The organism is Lacrimispora sp. (assembly GCF_032078915.1).
In the GTDB taxonomy this organism is placed as follows: domain Bacteria; phylum Bacillota; class Clostridia; order Lachnospirales; family Lachnospiraceae; genus Lacrimispora.
Genome location: NZ_DAMAUN010000010.1, coordinates 6,184 through 25,018, shown reverse-complemented (window position 1 = coordinate 25,018; position 18,835 = coordinate 6,184). Strand labels below are relative to the sequence as shown.

Annotated in this window: 20 protein-coding genes and 2 pseudogenes; 14 read left to right on the top strand and 8 right to left on the bottom strand. The window is 43.0% G+C overall.

The genetic code is table 11. The features are described 5' to 3' along the window. Positions 1-166 precede the first annotated feature (166 nt). The 5 genes from RT269_RS06105 to RT269_RS06085 all read left to right on the top strand — a co-directional run bounded on the left by RT269_RS06105 (position 167) and on the right by RT269_RS06085 (position 4,464). Positions 167-1,441 carry a glucose-1-phosphate adenylyltransferase gene (locus RT269_RS06105; RefSeq protein WP_313181261.1) on the top strand — a complete coding sequence of 425 codons (1,275 nt, stop codon included), beginning with the start codon at positions 167-169 and terminating at the stop codon, positions 1,439-1,441. Further along, positions 1,438-2,559: a glucose-1-phosphate adenylyltransferase subunit GlgD gene (gene glgD / locus RT269_RS06100; RefSeq protein WP_313181260.1), complete on the top strand. Its 1,122-nt coding sequence runs from the start codon at positions 1,438-1,440 to the stop codon at positions 2,557-2,559. The genes RT269_RS06105 and glgD overlap by 4 nt, the downstream gene beginning before the upstream one ends. A 23-nt stretch (positions 2,560-2,582) precedes the next feature. Next, positions 2,583-2,867: a septation regulator SpoVG gene (spoVG, locus tag RT269_RS06095; protein ID WP_054791292.1), complete on the top strand. Its 285-nt coding sequence runs from the start codon at positions 2,583-2,585 to the stop codon at positions 2,865-2,867. Positions 2,868-3,004: 137 nt separating this feature from the next. Continuing rightward, the gene (locus RT269_RS06090) at positions 3,005-3,991 is read left to right on the top strand and encodes a diaminopimelate dehydrogenase (protein ID WP_313181259.1); all 987 of its coding nucleotides are present in this window, start codon (positions 3,005-3,007) and stop codon (positions 3,989-3,991) included. Between the two features lie 23 nt (positions 3,992-4,014). After that, positions 4,015-4,464, top strand: coding sequence for a DUF3783 domain-containing protein (locus RT269_RS06085; RefSeq protein ID WP_313181258.1), 450 nt, complete (start codon positions 4,015-4,017; stop codon positions 4,462-4,464). A 122-nt stretch (positions 4,465-4,586) separates the two neighbouring features. Here RT269_RS06085 and RT269_RS06080 read toward each other — a convergent pair whose 3' ends face one another. The 5 genes from RT269_RS06080 to RT269_RS06060 all read right to left on the bottom strand — a co-directional run bounded on the left by RT269_RS06080 (position 4,587) and on the right by RT269_RS06060 (position 9,451). Next, the gene (locus tag RT269_RS06080; protein ID WP_313181256.1) at positions 4,587-5,336 is read right to left on the bottom strand and encodes a phosphotransferase family protein; all 750 of its coding nucleotides are present in this window, start codon (positions 5,334-5,336) and stop codon (positions 4,587-4,589) included. A gap of 138 nt (positions 5,337-5,474) precedes the next feature. Then, positions 5,475-7,385, bottom strand: a complete 1,911-nt coding sequence (gene glgB / locus RT269_RS06075) for a 1,4-alpha-glucan branching protein GlgB (RefSeq protein ID WP_313181255.1) — start codon at positions 7,383-7,385, stop codon at positions 5,475-5,477. Positions 7,386-7,389: 4 nt separating this feature from the next. After that, positions 7,390-8,724 carry an alpha-amylase family glycosyl hydrolase gene (locus RT269_RS06070; RefSeq protein WP_313181252.1) on the bottom strand — a complete coding sequence of 445 codons (1,335 nt, stop codon included), beginning with the start codon at positions 8,722-8,724 and terminating at the stop codon, positions 7,390-7,392. A 26-nt stretch (positions 8,725-8,750) separates the two neighbouring features. Next, positions 8,751-8,969, bottom strand: a complete 219-nt coding sequence (locus RT269_RS06065) for a YaaL family protein (protein WP_025230780.1) — start codon at positions 8,967-8,969, stop codon at positions 8,751-8,753. A gap of 101 nt (positions 8,970-9,070) precedes the next feature. After that, positions 9,071-9,451 (bottom strand): ArsR/SmtB family transcription factor, encoded by a 381-nt coding sequence (locus tag RT269_RS06060; RefSeq protein WP_313181251.1) that lies wholly within the window; start codon positions 9,449-9,451, stop codon positions 9,071-9,073. A gap of 333 nt (positions 9,452-9,784) precedes the next feature. Between RT269_RS06060 and RT269_RS06055 the strand changes: the two genes are divergently transcribed. The 3 genes and pseudogenes from RT269_RS06055 to RT269_RS06045 all read left to right on the top strand — a co-directional run. Continuing rightward, positions 9,785-10,327, top strand: a complete 543-nt coding sequence (locus RT269_RS06055) for an A24 family peptidase (RefSeq protein ID WP_313181250.1) — start codon at positions 9,785-9,787, stop codon at positions 10,325-10,327. 62 nt (positions 10,328-10,389) lie between these two features. Then, positions 10,390-11,391, top strand: coding sequence for a hypothetical protein (locus tag RT269_RS06050; protein ID WP_313181249.1), 1,002 nt, complete (start codon positions 10,390-10,392; stop codon positions 11,389-11,391). A gap of 71 nt (positions 11,392-11,462) precedes the next feature. Further along, positions 11,463-12,236 (top strand): annotated as a pseudogene (locus RT269_RS06045) (CpaF family protein); the annotation flags it as partial. Positions 12,237-12,251: 15 nt separating this feature from the next. Here the strand turns inward: RT269_RS06045 and RT269_RS06040 are convergent. After that, a complete protein-coding gene (locus RT269_RS06040) occupies positions 12,252-13,853 on the bottom strand; it encodes a recombinase family protein (RefSeq protein ID WP_313181248.1) in 1,602 nt (533 codons plus the stop codon). A gap of 478 nt (positions 13,854-14,331) precedes the next feature. Then, positions 14,332-14,754 (bottom strand): helix-turn-helix domain-containing protein, encoded by a 423-nt coding sequence (locus tag RT269_RS06035; RefSeq protein WP_313181246.1) that lies wholly within the window; start codon positions 14,752-14,754, stop codon positions 14,332-14,334. Positions 14,755-14,896: 142 nt separating this feature from the next. Here RT269_RS06035 and RT269_RS06030 point away from each other — a divergent pair, with 142 nt between their 5' ends. From RT269_RS06030 to RT269_RS06020, 3 genes are read left to right on the top strand one after another with little or no spacing between them, the layout of a single operon-like run. After that, positions 14,897-15,058, top strand: coding sequence for a hypothetical protein (locus tag RT269_RS06030; protein WP_313181245.1), 162 nt, complete (start codon positions 14,897-14,899; stop codon positions 15,056-15,058). 15 nt (positions 15,059-15,073) lie between these two features. Next, positions 15,074-15,235 carry a hypothetical protein gene (locus RT269_RS06025; protein ID WP_313181244.1) on the top strand — a complete coding sequence of 54 codons (162 nt, stop codon included), beginning with the start codon at positions 15,074-15,076 and terminating at the stop codon, positions 15,233-15,235. 9 nt (positions 15,236-15,244) lie between these two features. Next, on the top strand, positions 15,245-16,120 hold the full coding sequence (locus RT269_RS06020; RefSeq protein ID WP_313181243.1) for an ORF6N domain-containing protein: 876 nt from the start codon (positions 15,245-15,247) through the stop codon (positions 16,118-16,120). A 438-nt stretch (positions 16,121-16,558) separates the two neighbouring features. On the opposite strand, the gene RT269_RS06015 is transcribed toward RT269_RS06020, so the two are convergent. Next, the gene (locus RT269_RS06015; RefSeq protein WP_310581074.1) at positions 16,559-16,993 is read right to left on the bottom strand and encodes a hypothetical protein; all 435 of its coding nucleotides are present in this window, start codon (positions 16,991-16,993) and stop codon (positions 16,559-16,561) included. A gap of 89 nt (positions 16,994-17,082) precedes the next feature. On the opposite strand from RT269_RS06015, the gene RT269_RS06010 reads away from it, so the two are divergent. From RT269_RS06010 to RT269_RS06000, 3 genes and pseudogenes are all read left to right on the top strand, one after another. Next, positions 17,083-17,829, top strand: a complete 747-nt coding sequence (locus tag RT269_RS06010) for an ORF6C domain-containing protein (RefSeq protein WP_313181242.1) — start codon at positions 17,083-17,085, stop codon at positions 17,827-17,829. A 13-nt stretch (positions 17,830-17,842) separates the two neighbouring features. Beyond that, on the top strand, positions 17,843-18,040 hold the full coding sequence (locus RT269_RS06005; protein WP_313181240.1) for a hypothetical protein: 198 nt from the start codon (positions 17,843-17,845) through the stop codon (positions 18,038-18,040). 42 nt (positions 18,041-18,082) lie between these two features. Further along, a pseudogene (locus RT269_RS06000) lies at positions 18,083-18,835 on the top strand (hypothetical protein); the annotation flags it as partial.

The window sequence follows — 18,835 nt, the reverse complement described above, 5'->3', positions numbered from 1 at the left end:
TAAAAACGCTAGATATGGCTTAAAATGTAAAAGAATCGGAAAAAGCATGAAAAATGTCGGAAAATGCACAAAAAATTATCCTAATAATTCAAAATTTTGTTCACTATTTTCTGAATATGTGTTATAATGCTAGTACAATAAAATTACAACAGCGAGAGGTGATAACGTGATCAAGAAAGAAATGATTGCCATGCTTTTGGCAGGCGGGCAGGGAAGCCGGTTAGGCGTGTTAACGCAAAAAGTGGCCAAACCAGCAGTATCATTTGGCGGCAAGTACCGTATAATTGATTTCCCACTCAGTAACTGCATCAACTCAGGAGTAGATACAGTGGGAGTTCTGACTCAGTATCAGCCATTGCGCTTAAATACCCATATCGGGATCGGCATCCCCTGGGATTTGGACCGGAACGTTGGCGGCGTCACGATCCTTCCTCCCTATGAAAAGAGCAAGGGCAGTGATTGGTATACTGGAACGGCAAATGCCATCTATCAGAACCTCGAATATATGGAAACTTACAATCCGGACTATGTCCTCATATTATCAGGGGACCATATCTATAAGATGGATTATGAGGTCATGCTGGAATACCATAAAGCGAATAATGCTGATATCACCATTGCTGCCATGCCGGTGCCGATTGAGGAAGCCAGCCGTTTTGGAATCCTAATAACCGATGAGAGCAACCGTATCACGGAATTTGAGGAGAAACCGGTAAACCCAAGAAGCAACCTGGCATCCATGGGTATCTACATATTCAGCTGGAAAGTATTAAGAGATGCACTTATCAAGATGTCTGAAGTCCCGGGCTGTGATTTCGGCAAGCATATCATTCCATACTGCTTCGAGGCAGGGGACCGGGTATTTGCCTATGAATACAATGGTTACTGGAAAGATGTGGGAACCTTAAGCTCCTACTGGGAAGCCAACATGGAGCTGATCGATATCATTCCGGAATTTAACCTTTACGAGGAGTACTGGAAGATCTATACAAAGAGCGACATCATACCGCCTCAATATGTGTCGGAAGAGGCTGTTATAGACAGAAGCATCATCGGAGAAGGGTCAGAAATCAGCGGAGAAATCCACAATTCTGTTATTGGTGCCGGTGTCACCATTAAAAAGGGAGCCGTGGTCAGGGATTCCATCATCATGAGGGAGTGCGTACTGGGAGAGAATGTTAAGATCCAGAAGGCCATTATCGCTGAAAATGTAAAGATAGGAGCGAACTCTGAGCTTGGTTTCGGGGAATTTGCCCCCAGCAAATATGATCCCAAGGTCTATCAGTCCGATCTGGTAACAGTCGGTGAGAATTCAACCATACCGGAAAATGTGAAGGTAGGTAAGAATACGGCAATTGCCGGTGAAACAACAGCAGAAGATTATACTGACGGTGAGCTGGCTGGCGGAGACTACATCATAAAGGCAGGTGGCATACGATGAGAGCGATAGGAATTGTATTAGCAGGCGGAAACAGTAAGAGAATGCGGGAATTATCCAATAAAAGGGCGATTTCGGCCATGCCCATTGCAGGGAATTACCGAAGCATTGATTTTGCCCTCAGCAATATGACGAATTCCCATATTCAGAACGTAGCGGTTTTGACTCAGTATAATTCCAGATCCCTTCATCTGCATTTAAGCTCTTCTAAATGGTGGGATTTTGGAAGAAAGCAGGGGGGATTGTTCGTATTCACTCCAACCATAACCGCAGAAAGCAGTGACTGGTACCGGGGAACTGCAGATGCGCTTTTCCAGAACCTTACATTCTTAAAGAACAGCCATGAACCCTATGTGGTCATTGCGGCAGGTGACGGCATCTATAAGCTGGATTATGGAAAAGTTCTGGAATATCATATTGAGAAGAAGGCTGATATTACCGTCGTATGTACGGAGCTTCCCGAGGGAGAGGATATCACACGATTCGGTCTGGTGAGAACCAATGAAGACGGAAGGATCACGGACTTTGAAGAAAAGCCTATGGTCGCATCTTCTAACTTCGTATCCTGCGGTATTTATGTCATCCGCAGACGGCAGCTGATTGAGCTCATTGAGCGCTGCGCCATGGAAGACCGTTATGATTTTGTAAACGATATTCTGATACGTTACCGGAACCTAAAGAGGATTTATGCTTATAAGATGAACACGTACTGGAGGAATATCGCTTCTGTTGAATCTTATTACAAGACCAACATGGATTTTCTGAAATCGGAAGTAAGGGATTATTTCTTCCGCCAGTACCCGGATGTTTATTCTAAAATAGATGATTTGCCCCCGGCAAAGTATAATCCGGGAGCAGCAGTTAAGAATAGTTTGATATCCAGCGGCAGCATTGTCAATGGAGTGGTCGAAAATTCTGTTCTGTTTAAAAAAGCATATGTAGGCAATAACTGTGTCATTAAAAATTCTATCATTTTAAATGACGTTTACATAGGTGATAATACGGTTATTGAAAATTGTATTGTGGAAAGCCGGGATACGATCCGGGCGAATACCACCCATATTGGAACACCAGACAATATAAAAATTGTCTTAGAGAAAAACGAGAGATACACATTATAAGGAAATGCGGGGGAAAGCTTGACATGCAGATTACAGACGTGAGGGTTAGACGTATCGAAAAAGAAGGAAAGATGAAAGCAATTGTATCGATTACTCTTGATAATGAATTTGTAATTCATGATATCAAGGTAATCGAAGGGGAGAAGGGGCTATTTATTGCTATGCCAAGCCGCAAGGCTGCTGATGGGGAATACCGGGATATTGCACATCCCATTAATTCCGACACCCGTGATATGATCCAGAGGGTCATTCTGGATAAGTATGAGACCACGGCATTAGAGATGCCGGAGGTGACGGCATTTGCTTAATAAGACTTTTATCCGCAGGCAGGGGTGACTCTGCCTGCGGATTTTTTTGTGGAGACTCTTCATAAATACAGGATTTACACGGGACTCTTTTTGGGGTTATAATAAAAAGTAATAATTTTGGAAAGGTAGATGAAAACATGACGATAAAAATAGGTATTGCAGGCTACGGGAATCTGGGAAAAGGGGTGGAATGTGCCATCCGGCATAATCCGGATCTTGAGCTTTCTGCCGTATTTACCAGAAGAGATCCGGCATCATTAACCCTTCTTACTCCGGGTGTAAAGGTGTATTCCATGGAGGACGCTGTTTCAAAAAAGGATTCCATTGATGTGATGATCCTCTGCGGCGGAAGCGCCGTAGATCTTCCGGTACAGACTCCCCTTTTAGCCAGACATTTCAATGTAGTGGACAGCTTTGATACCCACGCACGGATCCCCCAGCATTTTGAAGCAGTGGATGGGGCGGCAAAGGAAGGAAACAAGGTTGGGATCATATCCGTTGGCTGGGATCCGGGCATGTTTTCCTTAAACCGCCTGTATGGAGAGTCCATTTTACCAGGCGGCCATGATTATACGTTCTGGGGCAGGGGCGTAAGCCAGGGCCATTCCGATGCAATCCGCAGGATAGAAGGTGTCCGGGATGCCAGACAGTATACCATTCCGGTTGAAGGAGCCCTCGAGGCGGTCCGCAGCGGGAAAAACCCAGAACTGTCCACCAGAGAGAAGCATACACGCGAGTGTTTTGTAGTGGCGGAAGAGAATGCAGATTTAGACCGGATCAGGAAAGAAATCGTATCAATGCCCAATTATTTTGCAGATTATGATACTACGGTTCATTTTATCAGCGAAGAGGACCTTAACCGGGACCACAGGGGAATTCCCCATGGAGGATTTGTCATAAGGACCGGAAAGACAGGCTGGGAGGATGAAAACAGCCATGTGATCGAATACAGTTTAAAGCTGGATTCCAATCCGGAATTTACTGCTTCCGTGCTGACGGCTTATGCAAGAGCCGCTTATCGTTTGAATCAAGAAGGCCAGAGCGGATGTAAAACCGTGCTTGATATTGCTCCGGCATATTTAAGTGCCTTTAACGGAAAAGAGCTGAGAGGACGTCTGTTATAATTTAAAGGCAGGAGGAATAGAGAATGGCAGCGAGAAAAGAGATGGTCCTGTATTATCAGCCAGAAAAGGACAGGCAGAGCGGAAATGATACAAAGGCCGCGAAGCTGAAAGCAGTGCTTGTCCGTATGGGAATACGGATTAAAAACATTTCTCCGGAACAGGTGAGCCAGACCGTAGGATATCTGGCAGGCTTTGACGGCTTTGAAGAAAAGGAGCAGGAGGATTGCCCTGATGTGGAAGAGGAGATCCTGGTAATGAAAAAATTTTCAAACCGCCGGATTGACGAACTGCTCTTAAACTTAAGGCGGGCCGGAGTTCCTAAAATCGGCTTAAAGGCGGTAATTACCGATACCAACTGTAAATGGAACTTCTATGACCTGTATCTGGAGCTTAAGAAAGAACATGATACCATGTCAGGAACGAATGAGACAGATACGAAGGAAGCGGAAGCGAACGAAACAGAAACGGTTTAAAGTGCCGGACAGAATGTTGTAAGCTTGATATATTGAACAATTGAAAAACAGTACGTAAAAACGCGTCTTGATCAAGGAGTAAAATCCTCTCAAGACGCGTTTCTCTTCTTTATGCTGCGAATTTACTGATAATCACAAACAGTGGCCCACTGCTGCAGCAATTCTGCCTCTTCCGGTCTTCTCTTTGAAAGCTGGGCAGCAGCAACCATGGGAAGCCAGGTCTGCACATATTTCTTTGCAGTACCGGTCTTCTTACAAAACAGGTTCATATACATATCTGCCTTATTCTGGTCCTGCAGACAGAACAGCAGGTAAGTTCTTGCCACATCCGCGCTGGCATTTCCCTGGGTCGCGTGTACCCAGTCCAGAACAAACATGGTTCCGTCATCTGTTACCACAATATTGCTGGGATTAAAATCCCCATGGCATAATTTTGTATGTTTAGGCATACTGTCCAGCTGTGTCCGCATATCGTATCTGGTCACATCCTCTAATTCTTCCGTATCCAGAATCTGCCGTGACATTTTGTCCTTCAGCTTATTAAGAAGCGGGCACTGCTTTGACAGAATACTCAAATGAAGATCCACCATATTCTCCATGTATTCCGGTAATTTATCAGGATTTTCATCCATGAGCTGTTGGAGAGTCTTGCCTTCAATGAAATCAAAAGTAATGGACCACTTTCCTTCGAAAACACCAACTTCCAAAACCTTAGGAACATTGATTCCGCCGACTTCTTCCACGCGGGCTGTAATCAATGCTTCATTCAACACATCTGCCTTTGGGAAATCAGCGTTAAAAACCTTGATCGCTTTATCTCCTTCACGAAAGACCTTTTTTGTTGCAGTTGTAGCAATTAATTGTGCTGCCATACGAATCTCTCCTTCCATCCAACCATTAGTCTGAACCGTTATGTAGTGATTCTGTACTTATATTTTACTACAAAATCCATAAAAAGTATAGCTTGTTTTGAGATTTATCAGGATAATATTACTGAATAAGTCTGCAATTTAAAAGCGGAAAACAGCCGCGCCATAAGCCGGAAGCTGGTAAGGGAAAGAGTATTCCTGCCCATCCCATTCCATTTTTTCAGAGCGGAACGAAGGCGCTTTCTCTCCCCGCTTATACAGCCCGTGATCCTGGTCTAAAACAAGAGTATAAGTTCCACGTTTCGGAACTCCTACCCGGTAATCAGAACGGTCTACGGGAGTGAAGTTTAACACAAACAGCAGGCTGCGCTTTTTATCTCTGCTGTACCTGATAAAACTGAAGATGCTTCGTTCCTTGTCATTGGCATTGACCCAGAAGAAGCCTTCCCAGTCGTAGTCCTTCTCATAAAGAGCCGGATATTTTTTGTACAGGTGCAGAAGATCACTTACATAGTCCTTAAGGCTTTTGCCGAAAGGCTCCTCAGACAGATACCAGTCCAGGGAGGTTTTTTCGTCCCATTCATGAAACTGTCCAAAGTCCTGTCCCATGAACAGCAGTTTTTTACCGGGATGGCCCAGCATAAACGTATATCCCAATTTTAAGTTAGCAAATTTATCTTCCAGAAGTCCCGGCATTTTGTTGATCATGGAACCTTTCAAATGCACCACCTCATCATGGGATAATACCAGTATATAATTTTCACTGGTGAAATATGTAAGGCCAAATGTCATTTTGTGGTGGTTGTATTTACGGAAATAAGGATCCACCTTCATATATTCCAGAAAGTCATGCATCCAGCCCATATTCCATTTAAAGGTAAAGCCAAGGCCCCCCTCTTCCTGATTTCCGGTAACTTTTGGCCAGACGGTAGATTCCTCGGCTATGACCATTGCTCCATTTCCCCGTTTTTTAATGACGCTGTTTAAATGCTTAAAAAACTCTACGGCTTCCAGATTCTCGTTTCCGCCGTACTGGTTTGGTGCCCAGTCCCCGTTGTTTCTTCCATAATCCAGATAAAGCATGGAAGCGACCGCGTCGACCCGAAGCCCGTCAACATGGAATTTATCCACCCAGTAAAGGGCATTGGCAATAAGGAAATTATCCACCTCATATTTACTGTAATCAAAGACTTTTGTTCCCCAATCAGGGTGTTCTCCTTTCCGGGGGTCCGCATATTCGTAGCAGGCTTCTCCGTCAAAGTCCGCCAGGCCATGAGCATCCTTTGGAAAATGGGCCGGAACCCAGTCGAGGATTACCCCGATTCCCTTTTTGTGCATGTAATCAACGAAATACATAAACTCCCTTGGAGTACCAAACCGGGAAGTTGGGGCAAAATACCCAGTCACCTGATATCCCCAGGATCCGTCATAAGGATGCTCTGCAATACCCATCAGCTCCACATGGGTATAACCCATTTCCAGAATATAATCTGCCAGTTCATGAGCCGCTTCGATATAAGTATAAAAGCCATCCTTTTCATCCCTGTTTTTCTTTCGCCAGGAGCCTAAATGTACCTCATAAATGCTGATAGGTCCATCTAAGGGGTCCTTGGCCTTCCGCTTTTCCATCCAGGCCAGATCCTTCCACTGAAATCCTGAAAGGTCTGCGGTGACAGAGGCGGTCTGGGGACGGTATTCTGCCTGGAATGCATAAGGGTCCGCCTTGAAAAGAATCTTGCCGCTCTTTGTGGTGATTGCATATTTATATAGCTCCCCGACGCTTAGATCCGGGACAAAGGCTTCCCAGATTCCGGAATCAGCAAGGGATTCCATGGGATTCGCTTCCGGATCCCAGCCGTTAAAATTTCCCACCACGCTGACCTGACTGCCATGAGGCGCCCAGACTGCAAAATACATCCCATCGTTTCCTTCGAAATTTTCCGGATGGGCGCCCAGCTTTTCGTAGATCTCATAATGCCTTCCATTGTTATAAAGGTATCGGTCAACCTCTGTGATAAAACCCATTCCGATTTCATTTCTGCCACGTTCCATTCGCTCATCCCTCCATGATCTTTAAGATTACACCCCGGTTTGCGGGTATGTTTAATCCGATTCTATGCTCAATCACTGGAAATACTTCTCCGTTCAGAAGATTGACAGCAGTGTTTCCCTCACAAGGACAGGGGATTCCGGTAAATGCGTCGGAATCATCATTGTTTACTGCAGTAATGATGGCCTGCCTTTCATGAAACCGTGCAAATGCATACTGACGGTTGGTAAGTAGAAGCTCCTGGTACCGGCCTCCATGATACTCCGGGTTTTGTTCATGGATATGCCCCAGCTTGCTGATAAAATCCTCAAGCGGACAGGAAAACTCCTTTACTTCAGAAATGGAAACCAACGGACGCAGCATGGAGTCATCCGTATTGGTTCGTCTGCCCTCCATCCCAAACTCGCTGCCATAGTAGACGGAGGGGATTCCGGGAAGGGTAAATAACAGGGTGTAAACTGGATAGAGGTGCTGGATATTGCATAGCTTGCTTGCGATCCGGTTTTCGTCATGATTGTCCACAAAGGTATAAAGCTGTGATCCGATGGATTCCAGCCTTTTTACATTGTGTGCAATCTCAAAATAATTGTGGTCATTATGACCCGAATAAATGCTCTTATGTAGTTCGTAGTTCGTGACGGAATGAAGCATACCGGGACCGACCCATCTGCCGTATTCTCCATGGATAACTTCCCCCATGAGCCAGAAATCTTCTTTCATTTCCGCCGTGTGCCGCCGCAGCTCCTTCATAAATCCGAAGTCCAGCACATTGGCACAGTCAAGACGTATTCCGTCAATGTCAAAGTTGTTGATCCAAAACTGTACGGTGTCAAATAAATACTGCCTGACTGCTGGATTAAAAAGATTAAGGCAAGGAAGCTCAAAGTGTCCCTGCCACGCTTCGTAACCAAAGGAATCTCCCAGAGGACTGCCGCCGGCAAAGTTGATTCCCCGGTACCAGTCCCTGTAGGGAGAATTCTCCCCATGGTTTAAAATATCCTGAAATGCAAAAAACTCCCGCCCCGTATGGTTGAAGACGCCGTCAACAACTACCTTGATACCTGCTTCATGGCAGCGGGACACAAACTCCTGAAAGCCTTCTCTGTCACCAAGACGGCGGTCCACCATCCGGTAATCACGCGTATCGTACCCATGGGTAGAGGATTCAAACAGTGGCCCGATGTAGATCGCATTGCACCCCAGAGACCGGATATGGGAAATCCACTTACAAAGTTCCCCAAACCGGTTCACAACAGAAGATTCCCTGTTCTCTTTCGGAGCGCCCACAAGCCCCAGGGGATATATGTGATAAAAAACTCCCCTTTCATACCACTTGTTCATATACTTATCCTCCAGATTAAAGTAGTTTATACCTCCCGGCTTTTAAAGCGTCGCAGAAGGAACTGGTAACGCAGCTGTGCCGCGTTAAGTTCGTAGATATAACAATCAATAAGCGTTGGGTCAACCACCTGTTCAAAGTGATTTCTGGCGGAATCAATGGCGGTTTTGGAACGTTCGATCTCATGCCTTAAATTCCGCTCTTCCTCTGACAGGACCAGATGTTTTTTTAATAGACCATGTTTCATTTTATCATCTCCAGATTTTATAATTTTTACCGAATGCTATAATTTCAGTATGTCTGGAAAATGGCACTTTATTCATATATTCCCTGTATATCTTTTATTACTTATGTAACTTGGTTCATCAGTTCCTGTAAATACAGTCCCAGAGAACAAAGCTTTTTTGTGCTGTCGCCAATGGTCAGGTAGTAATAATTAGCTGTCCCCTCCTGGCGGACATTCACAAGACCTGCCTTTTTTAAAATCTTTAAATGATGGGAAATGGCAGGGCGGGACAACCGGGTCATTTCCGTGATTTCCTTTACATTCATTCCCTGCCTGGGTCTTATGCTTAGGTCATCTTTGATGTTTGAAACGTCGTTTCCCAGGTCATCATAAAGACCTGTATTGGCCAGAACCTTAATTATGGTCAGGCGCACTTCGTCTCCGAGAGCGATAAAAATCGGCATGCAATTCTGGAAAAGTTCATTAAAATCCTCGGCATGCATGGTTGGATTCCTCCTTTGGTTTAAAAAATTAAACTAATATTATTTTATCATCCCAGCAGGATAACGTCAATGTTTTACTGCCAGAATTTTGTGATTTATGCTGCGATAAAAATAAAATATTGAAAAAAATTGTTGAAATATGACAATAAAATAACAGAGGGGCCTTTGCAGTCAGAAAACCACATAAAAGAATGTATACAATATTTCTTATAAAAAACAGTTGACATTTCATATTCCCTTGTGCATAATAAAGGCACATTCTTATATGCGTTCCGCATACAGCATTTCAAAAGTTTTTCATAATCCATAGCTGATTTTCCAGCGTGAATTCCAATGTTAAAATTTTATGTAAAGAGGGGGGATTGTATCGTTCGGTATGTTATTTTGCTGCTTATTTTAGGGGCAGGAGCTTTTTATGATGTCCGGGAACACCGTATCCCTAACTGGCTGGTGCTTTCAGGGATCATCCTTGGCATTCTGCTTGAGATCCCTGGATCAGAGAATCCTTTTGGGGGCCTTCTGTTTTTACTGAGGCTAGTAATTGTGACAGGGATATTCTTCTTACTATTCCTGTGCCGGATGATCGGCGCGGGAGATATCAAGCTGGCTGCACTCATATGCGGTTTTCTAGGTTTTAAGGCAGGCGCTTTGGCAGTTGGACTTGGTTTTCTTATAGGGGCTTTCTGGTCCTTTATCAAAATGGCATGGAGTGGCAGCCTTTTCGCCCGCCTTTCCTGTCTTCTTGCCTATATCAGGCACGTATTTCAAACAGGGATACTTACAACCTACTATGATCCTGTCCGGGATGGATATGATGTGGTGATACCTTTGGGCTTGTGCCTGTTTTTAGGGACACTGGGTTCTATGTTTATTTGATCAACTGGATATGAAAACATATCCGCTTGATTTATTAGTATACAAAATAAGGAGGTTTGGTTTTGGCAAAGAAAGTGATGGCGGTTTATGATACGGACCCTTTGTATACGGAGAGGTTCACGGAATTTGTAAACCAAAAGGAGCAGGTCGGGTTCTCGGTTATGGCATTTACGGCCCTGGAACGGCTGAAGGCTTATGGGGAAGACCATAAGATAGAGCTTTTGCTCATTAGTTCCTCCGTTTCCAGGGAGGATATAGAGAAAATAGATGCCGCCGTTGTGATCATGCTGGCTGACGGTGAGGCAGTCCCTCCGGGAGGACAGTATCCATGTGTTTATAAATATCAGGCGGCTGACAGCCTGATGCGTGAGGTGATGAGTTATTATTGTGACGGTCCCGGAGATCCGGGTTATTCCATGGTTTCAAAGACTGGGAGGATCATAGGAGTCTATTCTCCCATCAACCGGTGCTTAAAGACCTCTTTCGCCCTTACCATAGGACAGCTGCTGGCCCGGGATTTAAAGGTTCTCTATTTAAACTTTGAAGATTGCTCGGGATTTCAGCGGCTGATCGGAGAAGAGTACAGGGGAGGTTTGTCTGATCTTTTATATTATTACAGCCAGGAAGGTTTTCGCTGGGTACGCCTTGGATCCGTCGTCTATACCTGGGGGGAGCTGGATTATGTGCCGCCTGTGCAATATCCTGAGGACCTTTGCCAGACGACCGGACAGATGATGGCTGAGCTGGTAACCCACATTGCCAGGGAAAGTGTTTATGAATCCATTATTCTGGATTTAGGCCAGTTCGGCAAGAAAGCTGCGGAGGTGCTGGAGATATGCGATGCAGTCTATATGCCGGTAAAGGATGACTGCGTATCTGCAGCAAAGATAGAAGAGTTTGAGGAATATCTGGTGTCATCAGGCCATGAGTCTCTGAATAACCGGATACAGAAAATAAAGCCTCCCTATCACTGCAGCTTTGGAAGGAAAGACAACTATCTGGAACAACTCTTATGGGGAGAATTGGGAGATTATACAAGACAGCTATTGAGGAAACAGCCATAAGCGGTAAAGGAATAGTACAAGGAGGAACAGTCATGGACGATGAGGAGAGAAGGAAGCTTCGGGAAGAAATCATGATAGAGCTGGATGAACGGCAGCAGGTAACGGATGAGGAGCTTTATGACATCATAGACCGCAGAATTTTGGAGTATGGGCAGGACAGTTTTCTTCCCCTGAAAGATAAAAAGGAGCTTCGGGGCCGGCTTTTCGATTCCTTCCGGCGGCTCGGGGCCCTTCAGGAGCTGGTAGATGATGAGGATGTGACGGAGATCATGGTAAATGGAGCAGACCATGTCTTTGTGGAGAAAAACGGACGTATGGAGCAGTGGGGCAGAGCCTTTGACAGCCAGGAGCAGCTGGAGGATACCATCCAGCAGATCGTCAGCAGAGTAAACCGTACGGTAAATGTATCAAGGCCCATTGCGGATGCCAGGTTGTCTGATGGTTCCAGGGTCCATGTCGTGCTGCCGCCCATTGCCTTAGACGGCCCCGCAGTGACCATCCGTAAGTTTCCAAAGCCCATTACCATGACAAGACTGTTAAAACTGGGCTCAGTTACGAAAGAAGCAGCGGATTTTCTAAAATGCATTGTAGAGGCAGGATACAATATTTTTATCAGCGGAGGGACCAATTCGGGAAAAAGTACGTTTCTCAATGCCCTGTCCGCCTACATCCCCAGGGATGAGCGGATCGTGACCATTGAAGATTCTGCAGAATTGAAGATTGCTCATATTCCTAACCTGGTACGGCTTGAGACGAGAGAGGCCAATGGGGAGGGAGATGGGGAAGTTTCAATTGGTGATCTGATCCGGGCAGCACTCAGAATGAATCCCAGTGGGTGCATAGTAAAAATGAGAATATAACTATAGTTTTACTACCAACTTCTCGCCATCCCATATGCATTCCGAAATTGCATTTTTCATAAGGTTATTTATCAAATCATAGTCTTTTGTTTCTAATGCTTCAACAATTTCACATACCTTTTTGTATTTATCTAACTTACCAACTTCTTTTTCTTTTAATTTTTCTTCTATGACTGTAATATTATATAGCTCATTTTTTAATGTAATTACTTGCTTATCTAATTTTTCAATATTTGATATAATATATTTAGCAGCAGCTGATCCGTCCGAAGTTTCTAATGCAGATGTTAGATTTGATATTTTCATTTCTATACTTTTAATTTCACGTTCTACGCTTGAGCGCTTTCTTATTCCGCATGGCTGATTATTTTCTGGTATGTATTTGTCTATCATATTACAATCTAATGCAATTTCTTTAAACTTATTAATAACTTCATTATCAATATCATCTAAATTAACCATTCTTGTATTGCAGTATTCAGTACCTAATCTTACTCTTACCGGACAATAGTAGTGTCTATATTCAACTTCATATTGTTTGTCATATTTGTATTTTGTTATCATTAATCTGCCACATGAACATCGCAATACACCTTTCAAGATTCCGATTTTGTGTTTCCTGGTCTTGTTAATTGTATTATTACCAAATCTTTCTTGTATTGCTAAAAATGTTCTACTATCTATAATAGGAGAGTGGTGCCCAACTGTTATTATCCACTTTTCCGGAGGATTAAGTATTCTTTTACGTTTATGGGTCCCTTTTCCACTTCCCCGGCCTCTTCCGTATGCAAGTATCCCATGTTTCCCGTCAAATGCTTCTCTTGGTTTCGCCATTTTGCATCCCATCGCAGCAAAATAATCATAAGTCAACCCGTCTGCAGCAACATAATTTGGATTAGTTAATATAATCCAGATTTGTGATGATGATAAAGCAGCACCTAGCGGTGTTTTAAAATTTTCGTGCTTATATTTTGTCTCTAAACCGTTAAGACTCATACCTCCATGTAAGAAATCGTCTACTAAGCGTTTAAAAAAAGGAAGTGTTTCTGAATTTTCCACCAAAATAGAATGAGTTCGCATGTTATCAGAAACTATTTTTTTTAATTTGAATCCGATTGGGGGTCTGCCTCCACACCAATAACCTTTTTCAGCAAGCTTTATCATATTGTCGGTAACTCTTATTATTGTATTTTCACGCTCCATCTGCGAAAAAACAGCATTAATATACATCATTCCTCGTTCAGTAGGTGTCATATCTTCTTTAATTTCGATATTATCCCTAACAGGAATAACGGTAATATTGTATTTTACGATTTCACGATAAAATAATGCGAGATCACCAACATCACGCCCAACTCTATCTAATTTATAACAAACTATTATATCAAGGAATCCATTTCTCATATCATTAAGTAATCGTTCCCAGTCAGGCCGATACATATCACCACCTGATTTATCTTCATCTATGTAGTATGTGATCTGTTTGTCGGATTCCTGATAATATTTATTAACATATTCTTCTCCAAGCAAAACTTGGTTTTCTATACTGTCAGATTGCTCACTATTCATTGATTTCCTTGCATATATACCTATCTTTGGCATCGTTATCCTCCCTTAAACTTTTTTCAACTTTCGGTTTTATCCTCATAATTTTTCTCTTTTGTTGATCTTAATAGTTGCATTTTACTAATAGCTGGTTTATAATACATAAAGAACGTTTGTTCGATTGATATTTTAACTTTCCCTTTAATTTCAATTTAACACCGTTCTTTTTCACAAACATTTCTCTTAAACTTTCAGTGAACACATCATATTTCTCAGCAAACGTTATAATCGACTGTGGAAATGTACAAAAATGTGTGTTTTTGAATAAAATTATGGAAAATAATTCCATGGAAATTACCATATTATAATTATATAATCTATTTACAATAAATGGTTATAACTGGCAGATAATAACTTCGAGGGGGTACATAATTATGGATTTTAAAGAAATGCTGCACAAACTTATTGAAACTTTGAGTGAAGACGAAGCAAAAAGTATATATTACGTTGTCTTGGGGGTCTTAGGGAGAGTTTTTTAACTCTCCCCTGGTAAATCATTCTGATTATTTGCTATTTCAAGACAATTATTAAATTGTTCAAATACATAATTCCATTTGTCATCAGGAAAATGATACATCATTTCAATGAGAGCGGATAATACCGCTTTTTTTTGTGCGGAAGCATTCCCCATCAAATAACCAAAGTGATTAAATGCAATATCAGCTTTTTCAGGATTTAAAAATACATCTCCATTTCCTGTACGTACCCAATCCTCATTGATTTTAAATTCATTCCAATTGCGTAACATTATAATATGCTGTTCTGTTACTCTTCTTCTTCCATTCTCTATATCAGATACACCTGATTTAGATATACCAAGGGCTTTCCCAAACTCTTCCTGGCTTTTATTACACTTTTCTCTTAATAGCTTAAATCGCTTATTTATATCATCGGGCATGTTAAGTCCTCCTTTTTCGTTATTATAGCACAATGTTCGGAATCTGTAAAGAAAAAGTTCGCAAACCGAACAAAAACCCCTTGACAATGTTCTGGATGCGGGATATAATGAACGCATACAGAACGGAAAGCGAGGTGATAAGATGACGAACAGGAGAGATAACACACGTAAAAATGAAGCAAAACGTCTGGAGCAAATCAAGTTTATCATGGAACATTGGGATGAATTGCCTGAACGCATTCAGGGCCGGTTTGAAGGTACGATTTTAACTGCATCTGATTTTATCAATCAAAAAACAGGATAGAGAGGTAAATAATTAGTGAGTAAAAAAAAACATGAAAAACCGCAGGTAGTATTTATTCTAACACCCGGTTATCAGCAGCGTTGGACTAAAGCTGTCCTAGATGCCTATGAAGAGAATGAACGTAGACTTTCTGAACAGCAAACACGTGAATTAATTGAAACAGAAAAGCTCGGATAAGGAGGACACATGAACGAATTAACAGTAAAAGGAAAACAGAATTTTATGGGACTCAACATCCCGGTAGTGCTTGGAGGATTTGGGGAGGACAAGAAATGTTTGTCTGATAAGACGATTGCAGAGATTCATGGCATGAATGCATTTGATGTAAGAAGAAGGATTTCTGACAATATCAACAGATTCAAAGAAAACATTGATCTTATTGATTTAAAGCAACGTATGCATCAGGCGCAGACGTTGGAAATTCTCCTAAGTTTAGGCTATGCGAAGCAGTCTATCACTCAAGCCGATCACATTTACATCTTATCAGAACGCGGCTACGCAAAGCTGATTAAGATAATGGATTCAGACTTGGCCTGGGAGATTCACGACAAACTGATTGATGAGTATTTTATGCTTAGAGAAGAAAAAAAAGAAGCCAAAGCCCACGCCGAACGTTTAGCCAGCGTCAACAATGCGGTAAAGATTCTTACCCCCATGCTGGAAAAGGCAGGTTGCAGTAGTCAGATCCAATTATTAACTGCTAAGAGCCTATATGAAAAAGCAGGGGTATTAATCCCGATTGAGATTCAGGCAGATAAGCAGTATTGGGATACGGTCCATATTGCAAGGCGTGTTGGTATCTATTATAAGACATCTGGCAAGCCAGCGGATAAGGCTGTAAATGAAATCATTCGCAGGATTGGCATTTCCGAAGCAGACTACACAGAAACATGGGAATCTAAAGGAAACTGGCAAGGAACAGTCAGGAAATATTCCGATGAAGTGATTGATCGTATCGCTTGTTGGCTGGCTGACAATGATTATCCTGATAAAATCCAATATGAGCAGAGTGACGGTCAGAAAAAGCACTATCATGTTGTTTGTAGGCGAGAGGCGGCTTAGACTGATAGGTTGCAATAGAGAGGAGGACAAGCCATGCAAAACACCCCCCTAGACGACTACACCGACCACAGCCCATCGCTGGCCCTAACAGAATACATAATACTCCCTATAGCTACAGTAGTGGTCATCGGATTGATAGTGGCAGCGTGTACATACTTTAAACTGCTTTGAAAGGAGGACAAGCCATAGGACTGGATTTTCTACCGCAGGCTGTTCCACATAGCTCACAGTGAGTGCAAGCGTTACCGATTAATATCTGGAATAAAGTCCATTATCATTGCTGTTTTGGTGGCGGTGGTGCTTTGTCAGATGAGATAGGAGGTGAGAACGTGGAAGATTGGAAAAAAACACTTGCAGAGGCCGAAAAAAACAACCGCCGAGCAGAAAAGATAAATAAGGTGGTTACTGTATTGCTTTTTATTCTTGTGATTGTAAATCTCATGGCGTATTTAGATAAGATAATACTTTTTGCACGTTATGTACTATCCTATCTAAATTAGCAAGAACAGAAACAAGAATGGCGGTGAAAGAGGCTATCGTGGCAATATTTGACCTAACTATAGCTATTATGGATTTTGATTCTGCAGCTTTGGAAATTTCGAGAGCGTTTGCCTGATTGATGGAATCTATAAATGAAAGCCCCTTAAATGTGACACACGGCTGAAATACACGGTCATAATGTAGGCTGCCTCCACTTACACGATAGGATTCAAGGCCTATGATAAGTTCTTCTTTAATACACTGTTCGAGAATTTGATCAAAATCTTTTTTATCACATTCAGGGAATATCTCTGGAACTGGGACTTGTCCTGAAATTACAGAATTCAAGATTTTAATGGTCATATTTTCATACTCAATTTTATTTGAAATCACAATAATCACCCTCTTATATTTTTCCAGAAGTGGCCTGGTGATTTCATTATAAAGAGAAATGGAAATTTTTACAAGAAAGGAATGATAGTATGAATGATTTAAAAGTAATTGAGTACCGGAATACCCGGGTACTAACAACGCAGCAGATTGCGGATGCCTATGAAACAGAGGAACGCAGGATTTCAGAAAACTACAATGCAAACAAATCCAGGTATGAGGAAGGAAAACATTACATCAAGCTTGAAGGCGTTTCTCTGAAAGAGTTTTTGCAATCCGCAAATTCCGTAGTGCAAAATCCTGGCAAAGTAAGGACTTTATACCTCTGGACCGAGAAGGGGGCTTTCCTCCAGGCGAAGTCCCTGAACACGGACAAGGCATGGGAAGCCTACAGCAATTTGATTGACAGCTACTACAAACAGAAAGATGTACTGGAAGGACTGTCCCAGGAAATGAAGGCGATTATCTCCATCGACCGGAAGCAAGTACATATGGAAAAGCGTATGGACAAGCTGGAGTATGATATTCCTCTCTACGGAGCCGAAGCGGACGAGCTTTCCAGCCATGTAAAGCGAAAAGGAGTGAAGGTCCTGGGCGGTAAGCAGTCAGAGGCATATAAAGACAGTGAAATCCGTTCCAAGGTTTACCGGGATATTTACGACCAGATCAGACGAGAGTTTAACCTCTACGACAATAGCGGAAAAGCAAGATCATATAAGGCCCTGAAAAGGAAGTATATCGCCGATGCTCATGAACTAATTGACTGCTATGTGGTGCCTACATATCTTGCAGAACTGATTGAGGCGGCCAACGCTCAAATGAACTTAGGCGTTGCGTGAGGAGGCGATAAAGATGTGTAATTGCATGAATGAAATGGAGCAGAAACTTGTTGATAAATTAGGCTGTGACGATGCATATGGACCAATTGAGTTATTGTCTGGACGGGTATATCTTACATTCACAGTAAGAAAAAACGGAAAAAAAGACAAGGAAGTACCGGTTATGCTTTCAAAATGCCCGATTTGTGGCAAGGAATATGAAACTAAATAACGAAGCTAACGCCGCAAAGGTGGCGTAAGGAGGAAAATAAGGATGTGTAGATTTAAGTCAGGAGTTATTTTGAAAAGCAAAGTAGTAGTAGCACCAGGAGCCAATGACAGCCATTCGGACTTACTGGAAAGTTTAAAGATTGAGGATACCCGGTGGAATGCGGAAAGAGTGTTTGTCCGCGCTGAATTGGTCCCCGAAGATAATGAGTGGTGGGTAAGCCCCAAAGAGCAGCCAGACAGATGGACCTTCATCGTAGATCAGGATATCGTACCTGATTGGTTTGACAAAGCAGAGCATGAAAAGGTATTTCGTGAGTATGTGTGTGATTGGTGGGACAAGCATGTACTGGTAGATAAGAAGTTGGAGGAATTGTCATCTGGATTCTACAGGCTGAAACGTTGCGAAGTTAAGAAATTATGTAATGATGTTTTGGTATTGTTGGACAGCTCCCAGGTAGGCAAGATGTGGGGCAGCTCCCAGGTAGGCGAGATGTGGGGCAGCTCCCAGGTAGGCGAGATGTGGGGCAGCTCCCAGGTAGGCAAGATGTTGGACAGCTCCCAGGTAGGCGAGATGTTGGACAGCTCCCAGGTAGGCGAGATGTTGGACAGCTCCCAGGTAGGCAAGATGTGGGGCAGCTCCCAGGTAGGCGAGATGTGGGGCAGCTCCCAGGTAGGCGAGATGTGGGGCAGCTCCCAGGTAGGCAAGATGTTGGACAGCTCCCAGGTAGGCGAGATGTTGGACAGCTCCCAGGTAGGCGAGATGTTGGACAGCTCCCAGGTAGGCAAGATGTGGGGC

Coding starts and splice junctions, on each gene's coding strand:
- RT269_RS06020 (WP_313181243.1), top strand. CDS start 15,245: ATGAACGAATTAACAGTAAAAGGAAAACAGAATTTTATGGGACTCAAC.
- RT269_RS06055 (WP_313181250.1), top strand. CDS start 9,785: ATGTTAAAATTTTATGTAAAGAGGGGGGATTGTATCGTTCGGTATGTT.
- RT269_RS06090 (WP_313181259.1), top strand. CDS start 3,005: ATGACGATAAAAATAGGTATTGCAGGCTACGGGAATCTGGGAAAAGGG.
- RT269_RS06085 (WP_313181258.1), top strand. CDS start 4,015: ATGGCAGCGAGAAAAGAGATGGTCCTGTATTATCAGCCAGAAAAGGAC.
- RT269_RS06040 (WP_313181248.1), bottom strand. CDS start 13,853: ATGCCAAAGATAGGTATATATGCAAGGAAATCAATGAATAGTGAGCAA.
- RT269_RS06080 (WP_313181256.1), bottom strand. CDS start 5,336: ATGGCAGCACAATTAATTGCTACAACTGCAACAAAAAAGGTCTTTCGT.
- RT269_RS06030 (WP_313181245.1), top strand. CDS start 14,897: ATGACGAACAGGAGAGATAACACACGTAAAAATGAAGCAAAACGTCTG.
- RT269_RS06065 (WP_025230780.1), bottom strand. CDS start 8,969: ATGAAACATGGTCTATTAAAAAAACATCTGGTCCTGTCAGAGGAAGAG.
- glgD (WP_313181260.1), top strand. CDS start 1,438: ATGAGAGCGATAGGAATTGTATTAGCAGGCGGAAACAGTAAGAGAATG.
- RT269_RS06010 (WP_313181242.1), top strand. CDS start 17,083: ATGAATGATTTAAAAGTAATTGAGTACCGGAATACCCGGGTACTAACA.
- RT269_RS06035 (WP_313181246.1), bottom strand. CDS start 14,754: ATGCCCGATGATATAAATAAGCGATTTAAGCTATTAAGAGAAAAGTGT.
- RT269_RS06005 (WP_313181240.1), top strand. CDS start 17,843: ATGTGTAATTGCATGAATGAAATGGAGCAGAAACTTGTTGATAAATTA.
- RT269_RS06070 (WP_313181252.1), bottom strand. CDS start 8,724: ATGAACAAGTGGTATGAAAGGGGAGTTTTTTATCACATATATCCCCTG.
- glgB (WP_313181255.1), bottom strand. CDS start 7,385: ATGGAACGTGGCAGAAATGAAATCGGAATGGGTTTTATCACAGAGGTT.
- RT269_RS06060 (WP_313181251.1), bottom strand. CDS start 9,451: ATGCATGCCGAGGATTTTAATGAACTTTTCCAGAATTGCATGCCGATT.
- spoVG (WP_054791292.1), top strand. CDS start 2,583: ATGCAGATTACAGACGTGAGGGTTAGACGTATCGAAAAAGAAGGAAAG.